Origin of the sequence: Croceibacterium xixiisoli (assembly GCF_009827305.1) — a bacterium.
Taxonomy (GTDB): Bacteria; Pseudomonadota; Alphaproteobacteria; order Sphingomonadales; family Sphingomonadaceae; genus Croceibacterium_C; species Croceibacterium_C xixiisoli.
Genome location: NZ_WTYJ01000002.1, coordinates 857583 through 877211 on the forward strand (window position 1 = coordinate 857583; position 19629 = coordinate 877211).

Sequence of the window (19629 nt, forward strand, 5' to 3'; positions counted from 1 at the left end):
GGCTGGCCTTATCCAGAACGGCTTCAATCCGATAATTCGGACCGGAAATTTTGAACTAGGGCGCTGTCGCCCGGTTTTCCACTATGATCAAGGGGCCAAGCACGGCGCCCACATCCATGCGATCGCGCGCCGGGTCCCACAATTGCGAAACGCTGCCATCCAGGAACAGGGCATTGGGGGTTTTCAACTCGCCGCGGAAAAAACGGGCAAATTTGCCGAAGCTGACCGGTTGATCACTGATCACGAAATGCGCGCGCCCATCTGCCCCCACACCCACGCCGTTGCGCAGCTTGCGGGATTCGCCATCGGCATCGAACCCGGAATGCAGCGTTCCATCGATCACCAGCATCGGTCCGGACTGCGTGGCGAATTCCGGCCGCTTGCTGATTTTGGCATAGAAGCTTTCGCTATCCAGCACCTGCCATTTCGATCCCGTGCCGAAGAACACGCCGTTGGGTTTCAGATGGAAATTGCCCGGTCCTTCTGCCCGGTTCAGCTTGTGCAGCCGATCACCCTGTTCCACGAAATAGCCGATCGGTTGCCCAGCTTCATCATACATCCCGCCATTCATCGCAAAGGCCACGACAGGCGCATCAGCGGGCCGGGCGGCGGCGTAGGCGGCCAGGCTGCGATAGGGCTTGCCCTCGCCATCGGCCAGGACGGTGAACACCGTGTGTCGCTTGGGGTCGGCCACGCAATGGGTCAGGGCAGTGCCTTCGAAAGCGATCGTTTCGCAGACCGACCCGGTTTCCGCGATTGCTTCGGGCTGGCCTTCAGAAACTCCGCCGCACCCCGCCAACAACAGCACGGCCGCCAACAGCCCGACACGCCCACCCATAATCCGTGCGCCGCGCCTCGCCCAGCGAGGCTGCGCCAGGGTTACACCTGTCAGAGTGTCGTCGAAATCCAGCCTGTCCGTGTCTCTGGCAATTATTGCCCGAACTCCGCCTCTCCGGCGACGCGGGCAGCCTCGCGTGCAGCTGCCACCAGGGCGCTGGCCTTGGCGCGGCATTCGCGGGATTCATAATCCGGGTCGCTGTCAGCCACGATGCCGGCGCCGGCCTGCACATGCATGGTGCCGTCCTTGATCACCGCCGTCCGCAACACGATGCAACTGTCGACCGATCCATCGGGGGCGAAATAGCCGACGCCGCCGGCGTAGGGCCCGCGTGTTTCCGGCTCCAGCCCGGCGATGATCTCGCAGGCACGAATCTTGGGCGCACCCGACACGGTCCCGGCGGGGAAGCCGGCGAACAGCGCATCCAGAGCATCCTTGCCGTCTGCCAACTGGCCAACGACATTGCTGACGATGTGCATCACATGGCTGTAGCGCTCGATGGTGTAGCTGGCGGTGATCCGCACGCTGCCCGCGCTGGCCACGCGGCCCACATCATTGCGACCCAGGTCCAGCAGCATCAGATGTTCGGCCCGTTCCTTGGGGTCGGCCAACAGGCTTTCCTCAGCCGCCTGGTCTTCCTCGGCATTGGCTCCGCGCGGGCGGGTGCCGGCGATCGGGCGGATGGTCACCTCGCCATCACGCACGCGGACCAGGATTTCGGGGCTCGATCCAACCACGGCAAAGCCCGGCAGGTCGAGGAAATAGAGGAACGGCGAAGGGTTCACCCGGCGCAGCGCGCGATAGAGCGCGAAGGGGGGCAGGGGGAAGGGGCAGGTAAAGCGCTGCGCCAGCACCACCTGGAAGATGTCGCCGGCAGCGATATATTCCTTCGCCTGCAGCACCATCTTCTCGTAATCGGCAGACGCCATTACCGGGTTCAGCGCCATGTCCGGCAGGTCGGTCGCACGCACGGCGGGCGGGGCGGCCTGGGCCAGCCTGCGCAACACATCGTCGATCCGTTCACCAGCCTGTTCGACGGCGCGTTCCGGGTGGGTTTCGCCGGCCCACAACGGCGCGATGCAAAACAGCTCGTCACTCAGCCGGTCGAACACCAGCAGAATGGTCGGCCGGGCAAACAGCATGTCAGGCAGCGCCAGATCGCTCTGCGGCGCCCGCGGCAGCTTTTCGACGAGGCCGATCGTCTCATAGCCGAAATAACCGACCAGGCAGGCGAGCGCAGAGGGCAGGGCGGCCGGCACATCGATGCGGCAGGCCTCAGCCAGCGCGCGCAGTTCGGCCAGGCTGTTGCCCGGCAGGGGCGAGAAAGCGTCCCGGTCATCGCGCCAGTGCGGATTGACCTCTGCCGTGGTGCCCGTAGCGCGGAACAGCAAATCGGGGTCGAGACCCAGCAGGCTGTATCGGCCGCGAATTTCTCCGCCTTCAACCGATTCAAGCAGGAAGTCACCCCGTCCCGGGACGATCAGCTTCAACGCTGCGCCCACGGGGGTTTCGGTGTCGGCCACCAGCTTGCGCCAGACCAGCGCGGATTTGCCCGCAGTCAGATCGGCAATGGCACTGGCGGTGTTTTCAGGCAGGGGACCGGACAGGGTACTGTTCCTCAATTCGTCTCGCCGGCCAGGGTGGCGCGGACGGCGTCGATGCCACTCTGGTTACGTTCGGAACCCACGGCCCTTTCGGCGGCGCGGATAAACTGGGCGACATATTCCTCGCCCGTGCTCGCACCAAGCTGCTGCACGGTCGCCAGCACGATGGGATCTTCAGGCTTGATCGCCGGGGCATTGATCTTGTCGACCTGGATAACGAACCAGGCATTGCGGTTCTGCGCTTCCAGCCGCTTTTCCGTGCCTTCGGCCATGCTGAAGAACAGCGCCAGCGGCGCGGGGACCTGGCCCCGCTGGGCCAGCTGCTCCCGGTTCACATTCAGCTGTTCGACGGCTGGCAGCGTGCGGTTTTCCGCCTTCACGGCATCGGCCAGACTGGAGCCATCGGCGATCCGCTTCAACACGCGGTCGGCGGCGGCCTTGGCGGCTGCCGAACCCTGATCGCGCCGCCACAGGGCGATCACGTCTTCGCGGATTTCCGCCAGCGGTGCGGCGGAGGAATTGGTGACAGAGGCAACGTCGTAAATCAGGAAGGCCTGACCCTGCACCAGTTCTGCCAGCTGGGGCTGGCCTTCATCGGCGGCGAATGCAGATGCGAGCACCGGCCCCAGCACCTGAGGCACGGTTTCGGTCGGCTTGCCATACACGCGGCCATTGGCGGTCACCGGCTCGGTCGTGGTGATCGTCAGGTTCAGTTCCTTCGCCACGTCGGACAGGTTGCGCCCTTCTTCGAACTCGCCGTCGATGCGGGCGGTCAGTTCCGTCAGTGCGGTCTGGCGCTGTTCGGCGCTCAGCGCGGTGACAATCTCTTCGCGAACGGATGCCAGCGGGCGCTCGGCGCGCTGTTCGATGGCATCGACACGCAGCACGTACCAGCCCAGCGGGCCGCGGGCGGGTGCGGAAACCTTGCCCTGCGCGGTGGCAAAGCCGGCCTGTGCGACGGCGGCGGAGGTGCTGGTCGTCAGCTGCGCCCGGCTGGAGGGGGCGATCGCTGCAACAGCCAGGCCCTTTTCACGGGCGGCCTGTTCCAGCGACTTGCCGCCATTCAACTCGGCGACGATGGCCTTTGCGGCCGCTTCGGTCAGCAGCACCAGCTGGCCGAAACGACGGTTTTCCACGGCGGCGTATTGCGCGCTGTCGCGGCGATAGCGTGCCTCGATCTGCGCGTCGGTCGGGGCGGGCAGGTTCTTCAGCGCATCGGCGCCGAAAGCGGCAAAGCGAATCACCCGGCGCTCAGGGCGGATGAAACTGCTGGTCTTGTCCTTGTAGTATGCCTGGATTTCCGCATCGCTCGGCGCGCGGGTCGGGGCATAGGATGTCGCCGGGAAGGTCGCGATCTGGCCCTGGCGCTGTTCGCGCAGCAGCGATGCATATTGCTGGGCAACGCTCCGCGGCACGGTGGCCGACTGTGCCACCGGCGTCAGCAATTGCTGGGCCAGCAGTCCGATGGCGAGGTCGTCACGCACTGCCGCTTCGGTCAGGCGGCGCTCGGCCAGCAGGCTGCGGAATGCATTGGCATCGAACTTGCCATCCGCACCCTGGAACTGCGGAATCTGCAGCAACTCGCTATCCACCAACCTGTTGCTGGCGCGCAGGCCGATCGAACGGGCAAATTCGGCAATCGCGGTGCGGCTGATCAGCTGATCGACCACATTATCCAGACCGCCGCTGCCGATGAAGCCCTGCATCGTTGCAGTGGGGTCCTGCTGGCGAACCTGTTCGAGCGCATTGTTGGCGCTGGTCGTCAGATCGCCGGTGGACAGCTTGCGCTTGCCGACAACCGCCACCTGTTCGCCACCCGAAACACCGCCGAGTATGGAATTGCCGGAAATGTCGCCGGCCGCAAAGGCGATGCCAATCACCCCGACGAAGCCGAGCATGAAAATAATGCCAAACTTCGAACTGAAGAAGCTGCGGAACATCTGGATCATGAGCGGGCTTTTCGTCGTAATGTCATGGGGGGCGGGTTGGATCCGCCGGATTGGGCCTGCGCTTTATCCGTCATGCGTCCGCGCCGCAACAGTGCAGGCAACATACCATCGCGGGAAAAAACCGGCTTTGACATCGATGCCCCCGCAGATTAGCGGGCATGCACTTTTTGCCTCAACCGAGGCCCGTGATCGTTAGCGAATTTCGAGGATATACATGGCCCAGCGCCCTTACATTGTAGGCAATTGGAAGATGCACGGCACCCGTGCCATGCTGTCTGAAGCACGTGCCATTGACCGTGCGGCAGAACGACTGCTGAAGGCTGAAGTGGCCCTTGCTCCGCCGTTCACCCTGATCCACGCGACCCGTCACGAAGCCGGGCTGATCGGCGTCGGTGCGCAGGATTGCCATATTGCCGAAGGCGGCGCTCACACCGGTGATATTTCGGCCGCGATGATCAAGGATGCCGGCGGCAGCTTCGTCATCGTCGGCCACAGCGAACGCCGCGCCGATCACGGCGAAAGCGATGCCGTGGTGAAGGCCAAGGCCGATGCTGCGCTCGCCGTTGGTCTGGCCGTGATCGTGTGCGTCGGCGAAACCGAAGCACAGCGCGATGCCGGCACTCACGAAGCCGTGGTCGCAGCCCAGATCGAAGGCTCGCTGCCGCTGGGCGATGCCGTCGTCGACAAGGTGACCGTGGCCTATGAACCGGTCTGGGCGATCGGCACCGGCCGCACCCCCACGGTTGACGATGTGGCCGCCATGCATCGCTCGATCCGCGCCAAGCTCGTGGAAATCTACGGCCCGGCCGGCGGCCAGGTTCGGATCCTCTACGGCGGCTCGGTGAATGCCGGCAATGCGGCAGAATTGCTCGCGGCTGACGAAGTCGGCGGCGCACTGGTCGGCGGAGCCAGCCTCACGGCGGAAAAATTCCTCGGCATCATCGCTGCGGCTGCGGATGTGGCCAAGGGCTGATCCCGCGCGGGCCGGGGCATCCCCGGCCTTGCCGATTTCGCCGCGCATGCCTAGATGCGCGGCGTCTCCTTTTTCTGGCCGTAGTTTCTGGAACGATCCATGTCGCTTTTCTATTTTCTGACCGTGCTGCAGGCGATCGTCGCCGCCGCCTTGGTCGGCGTGATCCTCATGCAGCGTTCCGAAGGTGGTGGCCTTGGCGTCGGCGGTGGCGGCAGTCCTGGCGGTCTGATGTCGGCCCGTGGCGCAGCGGATTTTCTGACCCGCACGACCAAGTGGCTGGCGGTGGCTTTCGTCGTTCTGGCAATCATGCTGGCAGCGGTTGCCGTTAACAGCACCTCCGGCCGCGAACTCGACGATTCGCTCAATCGCAATGTGGCCCCGGTGCAGCAGGATCCGCTTGCGCCGGCCAGTGCTTCGCCTGCGCCTGGCGCACCGGCGCCTACCGCGCCGGCCGGGGAAGCTGCCCCCGCAACGCAGGTCAGCCCGGCTACGGGTGACCCGCTGGCGGATGTGGCGCAGTAACATGCGCTGCGGCCGAACCGGGCGGTTCGGCCACAATTCGACAATATGTGAAAACAGACAGGTTCGGTGCTTGCGCCGAATCTGTCGTGTGGCTTAAGGCGCGGTTCCCATGGCGCGGTACATTTTTATCACCGGCGGCGTGGTCTCGTCGCTCGGCAAAGGGCTGATGGCGGCAAGCCTGGCGGCTCTGCTTCAGGCACGCGGATACAAGGTCCGCATTCGCAAATTCGACCCCTATCTCAATGTCGATCCAGGCACTATGAGCCCGTATCAGCATGGCGAGGTGTATGTCACCGATGACGGGGCCGAAACCGATCTCGATCTTGGCCATTACGAGCGCTTCACGGGCGTTTCGGCACGGCAGAGCGACAATGTCACGTCCGGCCGGATCTATCAGCAGATCATCGCTCGTGAACGGCGTGGCGATTACCTCGGCGCGACGGTGCAGGTCATTCCGCACGTCACCGATGCGATCAAGCAGTTCGCCTTGGCCGAAGCATCCGATCTCGATTTCGTGCTCTGCGAAATCGGCGGCACTGTCGGCGACATCGAAAGCCTGCCCTTCATCGAAGCAATCCGTCAGCTGCGCAACGATCTGCCGCGCGATCAAACCGCGCTGATCCATGTGACGCTGGTTCCCTATATTTCCGCTGCCGGCGAACTGAAGACAAAGCCGACGCAGCACTCCGTCCGCGAACTCACCAGCCTGGGCGTGCAGCCCGATCTGCTGCTGTGCCGCTGCGAACAGCCGCTGCCCGACAATGAACGCGCCAAGATCGCGCTGTTCTGCAATGTCCGGAAAGAGGCGGTGATCCCTGCGCTCGACGCCTCCAGTATCTATGCCGTGCCTTCGCAATACCATGCCGAAGGGCTCGATCATGAAGTGCTGCGTCACTTTGGCCTCGTTGCCCCACTGCCGGAAATGGCGCGCTGGGACGATATTCTCGATCGCTACGAAAACCCCGAAGGCGAAGTGACCATCGGCGTGGTCGGCAAATATGTCGGCCTCCAGGATGCCTACAAATCGCTGAACGAAGCGCTTGTTCATGGCGGCATGGCCAACCGCGTGAAGGTCAAGATCCGCTGGCTCGATGCCGAACTGTTCGAACAGGGCGACGCGGAAATCGCCGCCCAGCTTGAACCGATGCACGGTATTCTGGTGCCGGGCGGGTTCGGTGAACGCGGTTCGGAAGGCAAGATTGCCAGCGTCCGCTTCGCGCGCGAACGCAATGTGCCGTTCTTCGGCATTTGCCTGGGCATGCAGATGGCCTGCATAGAAGGCGCACGGAACACCGCCGGCATTGCCGCAGCCTCCTCCACCGAATTCGGCCCCACGGCCGAACCTGTGGTCGGTATCATCACCGAATGGATGGGCAAGGAAGGGCTCGAACAGCGCAGCGATCAGGGGGACAAGGGCGGCACCATGCGGCTCGGTGCGTTCGAGGCGCGTCTCTCGGGCAACAGCCATGTCTCCGCCATCTACGGTGGGGCCACGGCGATCTCGGAACGCCACCGTCACCGTTACGAAGTGAACGTCTCCTATCGCGACGCGCTGGAACAGGGCGGTCTGGTCTTCTCCGGCATGTCGCCTGACGGCCTGTTGCCCGAAATCGTCGAGCGGCCCGATCATCCCTGGTTTGTCGGCGTGCAGTTCCATCCGGAGTTGAAGAGCAAGCCCTTCGATCCGCATCCGCTGTTCGCCGGCTTCATCGCCGCTGCCGTACAGCAGGCGCGCCTCGTCTGATCACCCGAAAAGGCCGGCGACAACGTCGGCCTTTTCTTGCCCGCCGCGCATATGAAAACGGGGCGGAGCTTGTGGCTCCACCCCGCGCAATTGTTCCGCTGACAATCAGATCAGGCGGCGTCGGCTTCCTTGTCGTCGTTCTTGACGACTTCCAGCGCGACATTGCCGCCGATGGCGATCTTTTTCGGTTTCATCGCCTCGGGCACTTCGCGCACCAGGTCGATGATCAGCAGGCCATCGGCGATATCGGCACCCGCCACGCGGACGAAATCGGCCAGTTCGAACCGGCGTTCGAAACCGCGGTTGGCAATGCCGACATGCAGCATCTCGCCGTCGCTGGTTTCGTCACGCTTGCGACCCTGGACGACCAGCAGGTTTTGCTGCGCGGTGATGTCAAGATCGCCAGCGCGGAATCCCGCCACCGCCAGGGTGATGCGATAGGTGTCGGTGCCACGGCGCTCGATATTGAAGGGGGGGTAATTGTCCCCGCCAGCACGATTGTTGGTTTCCAGCAGATCGAACAGGCGATCGAAGCCAACGGTGGAGCGGCGGTAGGGGGTAAAGTCGAAACGATTCATCGAAACAAATCCTCTTTTGAGCAATTTGGTCATTGTGGGCCCGCTTGGCGGCACCCATCCGTCAGCCCCCTCGCGGGGGCCTCCGGTTGCTGATAGATATGAAAACAGACAGGCTGTTCAAGGGGCGATTGGCGCCCCGGATCGGCGCTGAACAAAAAAGGGTTTCGCTGTGACCAGTCCCAAGGTTGAGATCTATACCAAGTTCACCTGTGGTTTCTGCCACCGTGCCAAGGCGTTGCTGACGTCCAAGGGTGTCGAATTCACCGAATACGACATCACCATGGATGGGGCGAAGCGGGAGGAAATGCTCCAGCGCAAGCCCGATGCCTTCACCGTGCCGCAGATCTTCATCGATGATCAGCCGATCGGCGGGTCGGACGATCTCGCTGCGCTTGACCGCGCTGGCAGGCTGGATCCGTTGCTGGGCCTGTGACCATGGCGCGCATCGCTCTGCTGCAGATGACCGCCGGCATCGACCCTGCCGAGAATGCGGGGTTGATCGTCGACGCCATCGCCGGCGCGGCGGGGCAGGGGGCAGGCATGCTCTTCACCCCGGAAATGTCCGGTCTGCTCGATCGCGACCGCGAACGCGCCCGCCCGCATGTCGTGGCGGAGGCAGACAATCGCGTGCTGGCCGCTGTCCAGCAGGCGGCCGCCGCTCACGACATCTGGGTCGCGCTCGGCTCGCTCGCCGTGTTGCGGCCCGATGGGCGCTGGGCCAATCGTTCGCTGCTGATCGACGGGCAGGGCCATGTCGCTGCCCGTTATGACAAGATCCACATGTTCGATGTCGAACTCGCCACTGGGGAAAGCTGGCGCGAATCGGCCGCATACGCCCCGGGGGAAGACGTGGTCAGCGCGCAGACGCCGATCGGCCTGCTCGGCCTGGCCATCTGCTACGATGTGCGCTTCCCGGCGCTGTTCGGCGAACTGGGCCGCCGCCGCTGCGACGCCATCGCCATTCCCGCCGCCTTCACCGTGCCCACCGGTCAGGCGCACTGGCACCTGATGCAGCGCGCCCGCGCGGTCGAATCCAGCGCCTATGTCATCGCCGCCGCCCAGGTCGGCGAACACGCCGATGGCCGGCGCACCTACGGCCATTCGCTGGTGATCGATCCCTGGGGGGATGTGCTGCTGGACATGGGCGGCGAAAAACCCGGCCTCGGTTTTGCAGAGATCGATCCCGCCCGCATAGAGACTGTGCGCAGCCAATTGCCGAGCCTTGCGAACCGCCGGCCGATTCCTACATCGGCGTGACATGATCGTGTTCGACCTTCACTGTGATTCCGGCCATCGTTTCGAAGGCTGGTTCGGTTCTTCCGCCGATTATGACCGTCAGCGTGAACGCGGTCTGCTCGATTGTCCGCATTGCGGCTCTGCTGCCATCACCAAGGCCCCCATGGCCCCGGCCGTCCCACGCAAGGGCAACCAGCGCGCCTCCCTGCCAGAGCCGCCCCTCCATTCAAGCGCTCCACATTCAACCTCGCCCGCACCGCCATCGCCCACCGCCGTGCTGGAACAGGTGATGGCCAACACGCCAATCCCCCCGCAGGTGGCAGAGGCGCTGCAGAAACTGGCCAAGGCGCAGGAAAAGGCGCTGAAAAGCTCCACCTGGGTGGGCGATTCCTTCGCTGAGAAATCCCGTGCCATGCACTATGGCGATCAGGATACCGAAACCATCCATGGTCGCGCCACGGCCCAGGATGTGCATGAACTGCTCGAAGAAGGCATCGCCATCGCCCCGCTGCCGTTCCCGGTGGCCCCGCCCGACGAACTCAACTGATCGTCAACCGGCGATTGCCAGCCGCTCAATGCTCCCCTAAACCGCCTTCCGGCGCACCCGTAGCTCAGCAGGATAGAGCATCAGATTCCTAATCTGGGGGCCATGGGTTCGAATCCCGTCGGGTGCACCATTTTTCCAAATGTTCGGAAATCAACGGTTTCCAGCCGCATCCATTCTTAACTTAACAATCCGTATCCGATATCGACTTGCATATCGCGCCGCAGCTTGCAAAATCCCGCCCAAATACAAGGCACGGGCCAAAGCCCCGGCGGAGGGGATGGATATCATGCACAAGCGGCCTGGCCTGCGGTGTTTTGCTTCGCTTATTCCGGCGGTTCTCATGCTTGGCATGGGCACGGGGGCTTCTGCGCAGCAGGCGCATGATCATGATGATCCGGGCCCCGTTTCCGCTCCGGCAGCGATGAAGACCATGCGCTGGTCCGACCCCGCCGCCTGGCCCGATGGGCGGGTGCCCGGGGCGGGCGATGCGGTCACTATTGCCCGCGACATGGACCTGCTGCTCGATGTCAGCCCACCCACGCTGCGCAGCCTGACGATCCAGGGCAAGCTCCGCTTCTCGGACGAGCGGGATATCGCGCTGGAAACCGACTGGATCTATGTGCCCGGCGGGGAACTGGAAATCGGCACCCAGGCGCGCCCGCACACGCGCAATGCCACCATCACCTTGACGGACAATGTTCCGGGTGAAGACGTCAACACTATGGGCGATCGGGGCATTGTGCTGATGCGCGGCACGCTCACCCTGCATGGCGATCGCGAAAACGCTTGGACGAAGCTGGCCCGCACGGCACCGGCGGGCAGTACCGAGATCGAAGTGCTTGATGCCGGCGGCTGGCGGGTGGGGGATGAGATCGTCCTTGCCTCCACCGATTTCAATCCGCGCCAGGCCGAACGGCGCCGCATCGCGGCTATCGGCAACAATCGGCTGACGCTGGACCGGCCGCTCGACCATATGCATTTCGGGCAGATCACCTTCGGCGTCGATCAGCGCGGAGAGGTCGGGCTGTTGACCCGCAACATCCGCATCCAGGCGTCGGAGGATGCGGACAAGACCTATTTCGGCGGCCACATCATGGCGATGGTCGGCTCTAGAATGTATGTCTCGGGCGTTGAGCTCAACCGCATGGGCCAGCATCTGACGCTGGCGCGCTATCCCATCCACTGGCATCTGATCGGGGAAGGGCAGGGGCAATATATCCGCAATGCCGCGATTCATGACACCTTCAGCCGCTGCGTCACGGTGCATGGCACCAACAATCTGCAGGTCGAAAACAATGTGACCTTCAACACGGTCGGGCACTGCTTCTTCCTCGAAGACGGGATCGAAACGGGCAACGAGTTCGTCAACAATCTCGGCATTCAGACAATCTGCCATCCAACCCTGCCGTGCGATCCGACCAATCTCACCCTGGCCTCTCAGTCGACGCGAGGGCAGAAGGCCGAACATATCCTGATCCCGTCGGACAACACCGTCTCCACCTTCTGGATCACCAATCCGGACAATGTCTATCGCGGCAATGTGGCGGCCGGTTCGGACCAGATCGGCTTCTGGTTCGCTTTGCCGCAGCATCCGACCGGCGCGTTCGAAGGCGCCGCGATCAGCGCCAATATCTGGCCGGGCCGGACGAAGGTGCGAGAATTCAGCGGCAACACCGCCCATTCCAATTTCGATGGCATGATGCTGGATCGCGGGCCGGCGGCCAATGGCACCTTCGGTATCGCCGGTCCCAATCTCACCAGCTATGCCGATCCCACCGATACCAGCAGTGGGGTGGTCGCATCGGTGTTCGACAATTTCACCGGCTACAAGAACCGCAATGGCGCGATCTGGGGCCGCGGGGAAATGCACCTCTACACCAACCTGAAACTGGCCGATAACGCGATCGGCTTCACCCATGCCTCGGGCATTCCGGGCATCGCTCCCTACACCTCTCGCGTGGTCAATTCGCTGTTCGTGGGAGAAAGCGAGAATATCGGTAACCCGACCACGCCGGAAGAAATCGCCTATGGCCGCAGCCTGCCGGCCGCAGCGGCGGATTTCCCCATTCGCGGCTATGAATATTACGATTTCCATCATCAGGTGGAAAACACGACCTTCGTCAATTTCCAGCCCAATGCCCTGCGCGACGCCGGGGCGATTTCCTATCTGCTGTTCACCAGCTTCGGCATGAGCACCAACAATTCGGTAGAGGGTCTGACCTTCGTCAATGCCAAGCCGGTCAGTTTCCCCCCGATCCAGCGTCGTTGGGCTTCGGACTATGGCCGCAGCGCCGCCTATCGCAGCGCCGCCTTCCATGACAAGGATGGCTCGGTCGGCGGCATTCCCGGCGCCTATATCGTCGTCGACAATGGCATCGCCTCTGATGAGGAAAGCTGCGAAATCCGGCAGAGCTGGGGCGCCGCCATCTGCACCGGCGATATGGGGCGGTTCAGCATTGCCGGCAATTTCAGCGGGTTCGAAACCGGTCCTATCATCGATCCGATTATCCTGCAGCGCAATGGCAAGCGTTTCGAATACAATGGCGAAACCACCATCGGCAGCGGCGCGGAAGTCCGCGTGGAAACCAGCCGCGATACGCTTTCCCTGTCGCTCCGGGAAATGGACCGCAATTCTTTCGTGCTGTTTGAACTGCCCGGCTTTGCCACCACCGCCGGCGGCACCCCGCAGGAAAGCCTTGCCGCGCTGCGCGCCGCCAGCCAGACGGCATGGTTCAGGGATGGCGAAACGCTCTGGGTCAAGCTCATGATCGAAGATGCCAATCAACAGGGCGCCGTCGTAGAAAAGATCGGGAATATCACGGCCCAGGCCACCATAGAGGTCAGCCGGCAGGCCGTCACCACCACGGCCCTGATCAACAAAGCTGAACCCCGCCGCGAATAACCCATCTCGTGTGAGCCGATGCTGGATCGTGACGGATCGTTTCCGATGTCGGAACGCGCCCGGGCATGCATGGTTCTTTCGTCGCCCTGACAATGACGGCGGAACAACCGTCCAACTGCGGCATTCAGGACCGGACGCAGCATGGCGATTTACCTGCCAACTGCCCAAAAATCAGCAGCACACTCCGTTCTTTGCTGGACGGAGCTGAGAAGGAGGCTGAAGTGGCCGAAAATTCTGACAAGAAAGGCGGCAACCCTGCCAAGATGCCCCGCGGTCCGCTGGGCGATGCCCGGCCGGATGCGGGCACGGGCGATGATCGTACCGGGGGCGGGCAGGCACCGGAGAAGGTGGAAGACCGCCCCATGGTCAGCACGGTGAAGCCGGAAGATTACCCCCACCAGCAATAAGTCTGTTGCTGATTGAGCCCTTGTTCGGCGGAAAGACGGAGTAGGGCCATGCTGGCGCCCCAGACCGACATCAGCGATGCCGAACGTGAAGCGGGCTTGTCACGTCTGGTTTATGAGGCTGGCTATTCCAGCGCCACGGCGGCGCTGACCAGCGGGGTGATCCTCACCGCGTTCGCGCTGCACCTCGGCGCGTCCAATCTGCAGGTGGGAATATTGGCCAGTGCACCCTTCTTGGGGCAATTGTTCCAGGCACCCGCCGTGCTGCTGGTCGACCGCATTCGCAAGCGGAAGGCTATTGCCGTGATCAGCAGCATCATGGGCCGTTCGATGCTGGCGCTGATGGCCCTTGCGCTGTTCCTTCCGCCCGGGTTGGCAATGATCGCGGTGATCTTTGCGCAATTCGTGCTGTGCGGTCTCGGTGCGATTGGAGGCTGCGCTTGGAATGGGTGGCTGCGCGATCTTGCCCCACAGGAACGGCTCGGCACTCTGTTCTCCCAGCGTATGGTCTACACGACCTCCGTAACGCTGATTGCCGGTCTGGCTGCGGCACTGTTGCTTGATCGCACGACCGAAGGCTCCAGCGCACGCGACTGGGCATTCGCCGGCCTCTATGCGGCTGGCTGCGTGTCCGGCATGATCAGCGCCTTTGTCGTGGCGCGCATGCCTGAACCCAGCATGCCGCCGCCCAGTGTCGAACCGCTGGGTCTCGGCGAATTGTTGCGAACGCCCTTCGCAGACCGCAATTTTCGTCGCCTGATCCGCTTCCTCGCCAGCTGGCAATTTGCGGTGAACCTGGCCACCCCATTCTTCACGGTTTTCATCGTGCGCCAGCTGCAATTCGACATGACCTTTGTCGTCGTGCTGAGCGTGGTCAGTCAGATCACCAATCTTGCCTCCGTGCGGGCGTGGGGTGCGCTCAGCGATCGTTTCGCACACAAATCCGTATTGGCGGTCGCCGCACCGACCTACATTTTTTCCATCGTCGCTATGGTCGGCGCCTCGCAACTGGGTAACAGCCAGATGGGCATGGCCTATCTGGTTGCGCTGCACATGCTGATGGGCGCCGCCGTGGCCGGGGTCACGCTCGCCACCGCCAGCATCGCGCTCAAGCTCAGCCCGCGCGGGGAAGCGACTGCCTATGTCGCAACCAGTGCCTTGACCAGTTCGCTCGCTGCGGGGATCGCCCCGATCCTGGGCGGTCTGTTTGCCGATTTCTTCGCTGCCCGTCGGTTCGAACTGCTGGTCCGCTGGACGGACCCGGGCGGGACTTCGATCCTCTCCCCCATCACCCTGTCGAACTGGGATTTCTATTTCATCGGGGCGGGGCTGCTTGGCCTCTACGCACTGCACCGATTGTCCTTCGTTGAGGAGGAGGGGCAGATCGATCGACGGGAAATGGTGCAGCAGGTCTGGTTCGAAACCCGCCGCGCGGCACGAAATCTCGGCACCGTATCCGGCCTGCGTGCGTTGACCGAGTTTCCTGGCTCATTCGTCCGCGATGCGCGCGTGCGGGTGCGCTGGCTGCGCAAACAGCGGCACGCGGCAATGGAGAATTGAGATGGCAAGCACCAAGGCAACCCGTCGATCCTCTCGCAAGGAAGCACGCCCCAGCCTGCCGGTCAGCCCGTATGTCCTGGCATTGCGGGCGGAACTCGCCACCGGCTCCATGCGCAAGCTGGGCAGCTTTGCCTTGCGCGATCTCGCTGTGGATGTGGCAGTAGGACAGGATGCCGTCTGGGCCCTTGTCCGGCGTGCGGGCAAGGGCGGCTTGGCCCTGCGTGTGGCGCAATTGCCGGGCGGGGCGACCGCCGTCCGCAAACTTCCCAGGCAGGAGGGCGAAGTCTTCAGGCTGGAGGCAACTTGTGTGATCGGCAGGCTGGACGTCGCCTTGCGCATCACCGCTGATGAAATTCCGGTTCTCCGCGCAACGACGGTGCTCACCCCATCCGCCGATCTGCTGATCCCTTTTTATCCGCGCGATCTCTATCCACTTGATGCGCATGACGATCCCACTGGTGCCGAAGGCAAGGTGGAAGCGGCTCAGCGCGGGTTGAACAGCGGGGTCTGTTATCTCCGTCTGGAACAGCCCGCCTTTGGCAGTGTGCTTTACTTGCAGAACTTCACGTCCTTGAATGATCGCTTTCAAGTCACCGAGACCACGCCCGATGGCGCGGTGGGCGGCGAATGGCCTGAACTCGGCTATCTGCCGACAACCCCGCGCCAAAGTCCGGAGCCGCCGCTGTCGCCCCAGTCGGCGGGGCAGCCTGTTACCGTGTATGATGCCCTGATCGCCATTCATGACGATTGCGACGCAGATGAAACCGCCGTTGCGCACCGCTACCTGACCTTGCTCGGCTCGCTTTATCGTCAGCTTGGTCACCCGCAGCCGGAATTCCATGACTGGACCAAGCGCGCTGAACAGACGCTTCGCGATCTGGAAACCGCTCCGGAGGCCAGCCTGCAGCATTATGGCTTTCGCTATCTCCATCCCTATACTGCGGCCGAATATCCGGACTCCATGGTCCAGCTCTCTGTCATCGCGGCACTGCGCGATTATGAGGCATGGCGGGGGGAAGAAATCCCACTGAAAGCCGAACTGTCACGCGGGCTGCGCAAGTTCTACGATCGCGAGTTGCAGACGCTGCGCCGCTACCTTCCCAATGTCGGCAAGGACAAGGACAAGGATGCGGTCGACAGCTGGTATCTCTACCACCCGCTGTTGAACCTCGGACGGCTCGCGCTGGATGGCGATCGCAGGGCCCGGCGGCTGTTTGGCGATGCGATCGATTTCACGATCCGCGCCGCCCACCATTTCGCTTATCGCTGGCCGATCCAGTACAATGTCACCGATTTTTCGGTCATCACTGCTACGCGCGGCGATCAGCAACTGGGGCAGACCGATGTCGGCGGCATTTACGCCCATGTCATGCTTCAGGCCTTCGAATTGACGGATGATAAACGCTTTCTCGAAGAAGCCCGGGCTGCCATCGCCGCTGCCCGGGGCATGCGCTTCGAACTTAACTATCAGGCCAATCTCACCGCCTGGGGTGCGGCCGCCTGCATGCGCTTGTGGCGGATCGACAATGATCCGGTCTATCTCGAACAGTCCTACGTCTATCTCGCCAGTTTCTTCCACAATGTCGCCATGTGGGAAAGTGCGATCGGCCACGCGCGCCATTACACGAACTTTCTGGGCGTCACCGCGCTGCACGATGCGCCCTACATGGCGCTCTACGAATGCTTTGAAAGCTTCGCTGCCTTCGAACGCTATCTGAAGGACGGCGGCCCTGATCTCGATCCGCATGTTCGGCTGCTGGTCAGCGAATATTGCCGCTACGCACCGGATCGGGCGTGGTTTTATTATCCCGACACCCTGCCGGCGGACGCCGTCGCAAAGGAACAGCGCGAAAACAACGGCCATGTCGACCGCGCGCTCTCCTTCCCGGTCGAGGATCTCTATGTCGATGGGCAGCCGGCCGGGCAGGTCGGTCAGGAAATCTATGGCTGTGGCGCGGCCTTCGTGTTCACCAGCCGGCTGTTCCACCATTTCGATGGCGTCCCCTTCGTTCTGTTCTGCGATCATTTCCTGCTTGCGCTTGATCGACCGTCGGACCGCACGCTCAGCTTCCAGCTTGGCGGGGGGGATGGGCGCACTGCCGTGGTGCGGCTGATCCGCCAGCCGCGCAAACCGCTTCCCAAGATCACCGTTCACAGCCTGTCGGGCAATCAACTGCGCCTGCAGGCGTCGGCCGATGTCATCAGCTGCGACGTACCCGCCAATGGGCGGATCATCATCACCTGGTAAGGAGCACCATCATGTCCGATCATTCTGGATCCAATCACGCCGAAAATCTTCAGGATGCACATACAGAGCAGCCGAGCCTCGCCGGTCGCCGCGTCGTCGTAACGGGCGGCACCACCGGTATCGGGCGGGCGATCGCCGTGCTGCTGGCCTCTGAAGGCGCCCGGGTGTTCATCTGCGGCCGAACCCCCGAACATCTCGATGATGCCCTCGCCCGGATCCGTGAAGTGGGGGAGGGTGACGGCATCAATGTCGATCTGGCAAACCGGGAAGATGTGGCGCGGTTCTTTGCGGCGGCAGATGACTGGCTGGGCGGCCTCGATATTGCCGTGATCAATGCAGCAGTTCCGGCCGAAGCGTTGGCTGATACTCCGGAAGATGATCTCGATTATCAGATCGCCGTTGATTTCACGTCCTATCTGACAACAACCAGGGCCGCGCTGGATCGAATGGGTGCGGGCAGCGATGTGGTGCTGATCGGATCGATGTCGGCCGTATCGCGCTCCGGTGGATCATCCGTATATGTTGCGGCAAAGGCCGGGATCCAGGGTTTCGCCCACGCCTTGCGCGAAGAACTCGGCGATGATGATATCAAGATTGGCCTGATCGAACCGGGCTTCACCGGCGCGGATTTCCAGTATCCCGATTACCCGCCGGAAAAGCAGCGCGAACTGATCGGCAAGGCACAGATGCTCCGCGCCGAAGACATTGCCGCCGCCACCCATTTCATGCTGACCCAACCCCGGCGCACCGCCGTTTCGCTGATGCGCGTCGAAACCCGCCGGGATCATCCGTAAAACCGGGCGGTGTGCAACAGTTCGCGGCGGCGGCCGTTCGTGACGGCTGCCGGTGTGACGCTATGCAACTGAGCCAGGATTTGCAGGGTTTCGTGTCTCAACACTCCTCATCCGGTTCCAGCCACGGTTTGCGACACGCACGAGCCTTGGCAACCCCGCGCGCCGTGTCGCATCGCAGACCCGCAGCGGCCCGGCGCGGTCAGGCCTGTGACATGCATGCCTTCGGGTGGACCTGATCCTGTCACCCGGACGAAACAACGACGTTATCAACCATCGCCATGGTGTTCCGACATGTCCGGACGGGGACATAGGGAAAGCACGACACAATGGCGAAAGTTATGGATCATGCCGGGGTAGCCGGCGCCTATGATCGTTGGGCACCGGTCTATGATCTGGTGTTCGGCCCGGTGTTCCGGCGGGGGCGGGCTGCTGCGGTGACGGAGGCTGAGGCCGTTGGCGGCCGCATTCTCGAAGTGGGCGTGGGGACGGGGATTTCCCTGCCGCTCTATTCGAAGGAAAGCCGCGTCGTCGGCGTCGATATCGCCAACGGCATGCTGGACAAGGCGCGCGAACGCGTTGCCAGGCAGCGGTTGAGCCAGGTCGAGCGCATTGCCATTGGGGATGCCGAAGCGCTTGATTTTCCTGACTGCTCCTTTGACGCCGTGGTGGCGCAATATGTCGTGTCGGCCGTGCCCAATCCGGCCCGCGCGCTCGATGAATTCCTCCGCGTAACCCGCCCGGGCGGGCTGGTGGTCATCACCACGCGGATGGGCGCGGAAAAGGGTGTGCGCAAGGCGATCGAACATGCGCTGATGCCCGTCACCAGCCGCCTGGGCTTCCGCACCGAATTTCCCTGGTCGATTTATGCCGACTGGGCTGCCGACCGGCCTGATGCGGAACTGGTGACCCGGCGCCCGCTGCCGCCTTTCGGCCATTTCTCGCTCGTCTGCTTCCGCCGTGCGGAGATCGACAATGCCGCGCGCGCTGCGGCCTGACCCTAGAAACGAATCACGAGAGCACAGTCATGAACGGATTTCGGGAAGCCCTGCATGAACAGCGCTGGGACGATCATCGGTATTACCACCACAGCATCGTCAATCAGTCGCTGCACTTCGTCAGCGCATCGACCTTCCTGGTCGCCTATGTGGTGTTGTTCTTCGATCCGGCCATCGCCAGCCTGCTGGGCTGGCTGGTCGCGATGACCACGCGCCAGTCAGGCCACTTCTTCTTCGAACCCAAGGGCTACGATCACGTCAACAAGGCGACCCATGAGTACAAGGAAGAGGTGAAGGTCGGCTACAATTTGTTCCGCAAATGGGTGCTGATGGGGATCTGGGCTGCTTGCCCGGTGGTCCTGCTGTTGCAGCCGGAACTGTTCGGCCTGCTGACCCCGCATGATGGCTTCATCAGCTTCGCCCGCAATGTCGCCATGATGTGGCTGGTGCTCGCCGGTTCCGCCCTGCTGTTCCGCGTGCTGCAGCTGTTCATTCAGCGCGATGTGCAGACCGGCGTGGTCTGGGCGGTGAAGATCCTCACCGATCCGATCAGCGATTTCCGCCTCTACTGCCGCGCCCCGGGCAAGCTGATGCGCGGTGTGCGGATCGACAGCGAGCTGCAGGAAGCCGCCCGCCACTGAGCAATTGCGTCACCGGGTGGTCTCATCCGATGACGCAAAAAAAAGAGCGGTCGTTCTGCACGGGAACGACCGCTCTGTCTTTGCCGGGCCTCGG

The 19629-nt window shown here is 62.9% G+C and carries 17 protein-coding genes and 1 tRNA gene; 14 read left to right on the top strand and 4 right to left on the bottom strand.

Annotated elements, in window-relative coordinates:
- Positions 1 to 55 precede the first annotated feature (55 nt).
- The 3 genes from GRI97_RS13060 to GRI97_RS13070 form a co-directional block, all read right to left on the bottom strand.
- Complete coding sequence (locus GRI97_RS13060) at positions 56 to 838, bottom strand: phosphodiester glycosidase family protein (RefSeq protein ID WP_161391599.1); 783 nt, start codon at positions 836 to 838, stop codon at positions 56 to 58.
- A 92-nt stretch (positions 839 to 930) separates the two neighbouring features.
- A complete protein-coding gene (gene trpE, locus GRI97_RS13065; protein WP_377019294.1) occupies positions 931 to 2460 on the bottom strand; it encodes an anthranilate synthase component I in 1530 nt (509 codons plus the stop codon).
- On the bottom strand, positions 2457 to 4391 hold the full coding sequence (locus GRI97_RS13070) for a SurA N-terminal domain-containing protein (protein ID WP_161391600.1): 1935 nt from the start codon (positions 4389 to 4391) through the stop codon (positions 2457 to 2459). The genes trpE and GRI97_RS13070 overlap by 4 nt, the downstream gene beginning before the upstream one ends.
- Positions 4392 to 4605: 214 nt before the next feature.
- On the opposite strand from GRI97_RS13070, the gene tpiA reads away from it, so the two are divergent.
- The 3 genes from tpiA to GRI97_RS13085 all read left to right on the top strand — a co-directional run bounded on the left by tpiA (position 4606) and on the right by GRI97_RS13085 (position 7630).
- Positions 4606 to 5364 carry a triose-phosphate isomerase gene (gene tpiA, locus GRI97_RS13075; RefSeq protein ID WP_161391601.1) on the top strand — a complete coding sequence of 253 codons (759 nt, stop codon included), beginning with the start codon at positions 4606 to 4608 and terminating at the stop codon, positions 5362 to 5364.
- Positions 5365 to 5463: 99 nt separating this feature from the next.
- Positions 5464 to 5886 (top strand): preprotein translocase subunit SecG, encoded by a 423-nt coding sequence (secG, locus tag GRI97_RS13080; RefSeq protein ID WP_161391602.1) that lies wholly within the window; start codon positions 5464 to 5466, stop codon positions 5884 to 5886.
- Between the two features lie 109 nt (positions 5887 to 5995).
- Positions 5996 to 7630 (top strand): CTP synthase, encoded by a 1635-nt coding sequence (locus tag GRI97_RS13085; protein ID WP_161391603.1) that lies wholly within the window; start codon positions 5996 to 5998, stop codon positions 7628 to 7630.
- 110 nt (positions 7631 to 7740) lie between these two features.
- On the opposite strand, the gene GRI97_RS13090 is transcribed toward GRI97_RS13085, so the two are convergent.
- The gene (locus tag GRI97_RS13090; RefSeq protein WP_161391604.1) at positions 7741 to 8208 is read right to left on the bottom strand and encodes an Hsp20 family protein; all 468 of its coding nucleotides are present in this window, start codon (positions 8206 to 8208) and stop codon (positions 7741 to 7743) included.
- A gap of 169 nt (positions 8209 to 8377) precedes the next feature.
- On the opposite strand from GRI97_RS13090, the gene grxC reads away from it, so the two are divergent.
- The 11 genes from grxC to GRI97_RS13140 all read left to right on the top strand — a co-directional run bounded on the left by grxC (position 8378) and on the right by GRI97_RS13140 (position 19535).
- Positions 8378 to 8641: a glutaredoxin 3 gene (grxC, locus tag GRI97_RS13095; protein ID WP_161391605.1), complete on the top strand. Its 264-nt coding sequence runs from the start codon at positions 8378 to 8380 to the stop codon at positions 8639 to 8641.
- A gap of 2 nt (positions 8642 to 8643) precedes the next feature.
- Positions 8644 to 9465: a carbon-nitrogen hydrolase family protein gene (locus tag GRI97_RS13100; protein WP_161391606.1), complete on the top strand. Its 822-nt coding sequence runs from the start codon at positions 8644 to 8646 to the stop codon at positions 9463 to 9465.
- 1 nt (position 9466) lies between these two features.
- On the top strand, positions 9467 to 9991 hold the full coding sequence (locus GRI97_RS13105) for a DUF1178 family protein (protein WP_161391607.1): 525 nt from the start codon (positions 9467 to 9469) through the stop codon (positions 9989 to 9991).
- Positions 9992 to 10044: 53 nt separating this feature from the next.
- Positions 10045 to 10121 (top strand) — tRNA-Arg (locus tag GRI97_RS13110).
- A 219-nt stretch (positions 10122 to 10340) separates the two neighbouring features.
- A complete protein-coding gene (locus tag GRI97_RS13115) occupies positions 10341 to 12893 on the top strand; it encodes a G8 domain-containing protein (protein WP_161391608.1) in 2553 nt (850 codons plus the stop codon).
- 221 nt (positions 12894 to 13114) lie between these two features.
- Positions 13115 to 13300 carry a hypothetical protein gene (locus GRI97_RS18450; RefSeq protein ID WP_202392775.1) on the top strand — a complete coding sequence of 62 codons (186 nt, stop codon included), beginning with the start codon at positions 13115 to 13117 and terminating at the stop codon, positions 13298 to 13300.
- Positions 13301 to 13348: 48 nt separating this feature from the next.
- Entirely contained in the window at positions 13349 to 14857 is a 1509-nt protein-coding gene (locus GRI97_RS13120; RefSeq protein WP_161391609.1) for an MFS transporter, read from the top strand.
- A gap of 1 nt (position 14858) precedes the next feature.
- Complete coding sequence (locus tag GRI97_RS13125) at positions 14859 to 17105, top strand: hypothetical protein (protein WP_161391610.1); 2247 nt, start codon at positions 14859 to 14861, stop codon at positions 17103 to 17105.
- Positions 17106 to 17116: 11 nt separating this feature from the next.
- The gene (locus GRI97_RS13130) at positions 17117 to 17899 is read left to right on the top strand and encodes an SDR family oxidoreductase (RefSeq protein WP_161391611.1); all 783 of its coding nucleotides are present in this window, start codon (positions 17117 to 17119) and stop codon (positions 17897 to 17899) included.
- Positions 17900 to 18225: 326 nt separating this feature from the next.
- Positions 18226 to 18894 (top strand): class I SAM-dependent methyltransferase, encoded by a 669-nt coding sequence (locus GRI97_RS13135; RefSeq protein ID WP_161391612.1) that lies wholly within the window; start codon positions 18226 to 18228, stop codon positions 18892 to 18894.
- A gap of 29 nt (positions 18895 to 18923) precedes the next feature.
- A complete protein-coding gene (locus GRI97_RS13140; RefSeq protein WP_161391613.1) occupies positions 18924 to 19535 on the top strand; it encodes a hypothetical protein in 612 nt (203 codons plus the stop codon).
- Positions 19536 to 19629: the final 94 nt, after the last annotated feature.

Coding starts and splice junctions, on each gene's coding strand:
- GRI97_RS13090 (WP_161391604.1), bottom strand. CDS start 8,208: ATGAATCGTTTCGACTTTACCCCCTACCGCCGCTCCACCGTTGGCTTC.
- tpiA (WP_161391601.1), top strand. CDS start 4,606: ATGGCCCAGCGCCCTTACATTGTAGGCAATTGGAAGATGCACGGCACC.
- GRI97_RS13130 (WP_161391611.1), top strand. CDS start 17,117: ATGTCCGATCATTCTGGATCCAATCACGCCGAAAATCTTCAGGATGCA.
- GRI97_RS13125 (WP_161391610.1), top strand. CDS start 14,859: ATGGCAAGCACCAAGGCAACCCGTCGATCCTCTCGCAAGGAAGCACGC.
- secG (WP_161391602.1), top strand. CDS start 5,464: ATGTCGCTTTTCTATTTTCTGACCGTGCTGCAGGCGATCGTCGCCGCC.
- GRI97_RS13100 (WP_161391606.1), top strand. CDS start 8,644: ATGGCGCGCATCGCTCTGCTGCAGATGACCGCCGGCATCGACCCTGCC.
- GRI97_RS13135 (WP_161391612.1), top strand. CDS start 18,226: ATGGCGAAAGTTATGGATCATGCCGGGGTAGCCGGCGCCTATGATCGT.
- GRI97_RS13120 (WP_161391609.1), top strand. CDS start 13,349: ATGCTGGCGCCCCAGACCGACATCAGCGATGCCGAACGTGAAGCGGGC.
- GRI97_RS13115 (WP_161391608.1), top strand. CDS start 10,341: ATGGGCACGGGGGCTTCTGCGCAGCAGGCGCATGATCATGATGATCCG.
- GRI97_RS13070 (WP_161391600.1), bottom strand. CDS start 4,391: ATGATCCAGATGTTCCGCAGCTTCTTCAGTTCGAAGTTTGGCATTATT.
- GRI97_RS13085 (WP_161391603.1), top strand. CDS start 5,996: ATGGCGCGGTACATTTTTATCACCGGCGGCGTGGTCTCGTCGCTCGGC.
- GRI97_RS13060 (WP_161391599.1), bottom strand. CDS start 838: ATGGGTGGGCGTGTCGGGCTGTTGGCGGCCGTGCTGTTGTTGGCGGGG.
- GRI97_RS13105 (WP_161391607.1), top strand. CDS start 9,467: ATGATCGTGTTCGACCTTCACTGTGATTCCGGCCATCGTTTCGAAGGC.
- GRI97_RS13140 (WP_161391613.1), top strand. CDS start 18,924: ATGAACGGATTTCGGGAAGCCCTGCATGAACAGCGCTGGGACGATCAT.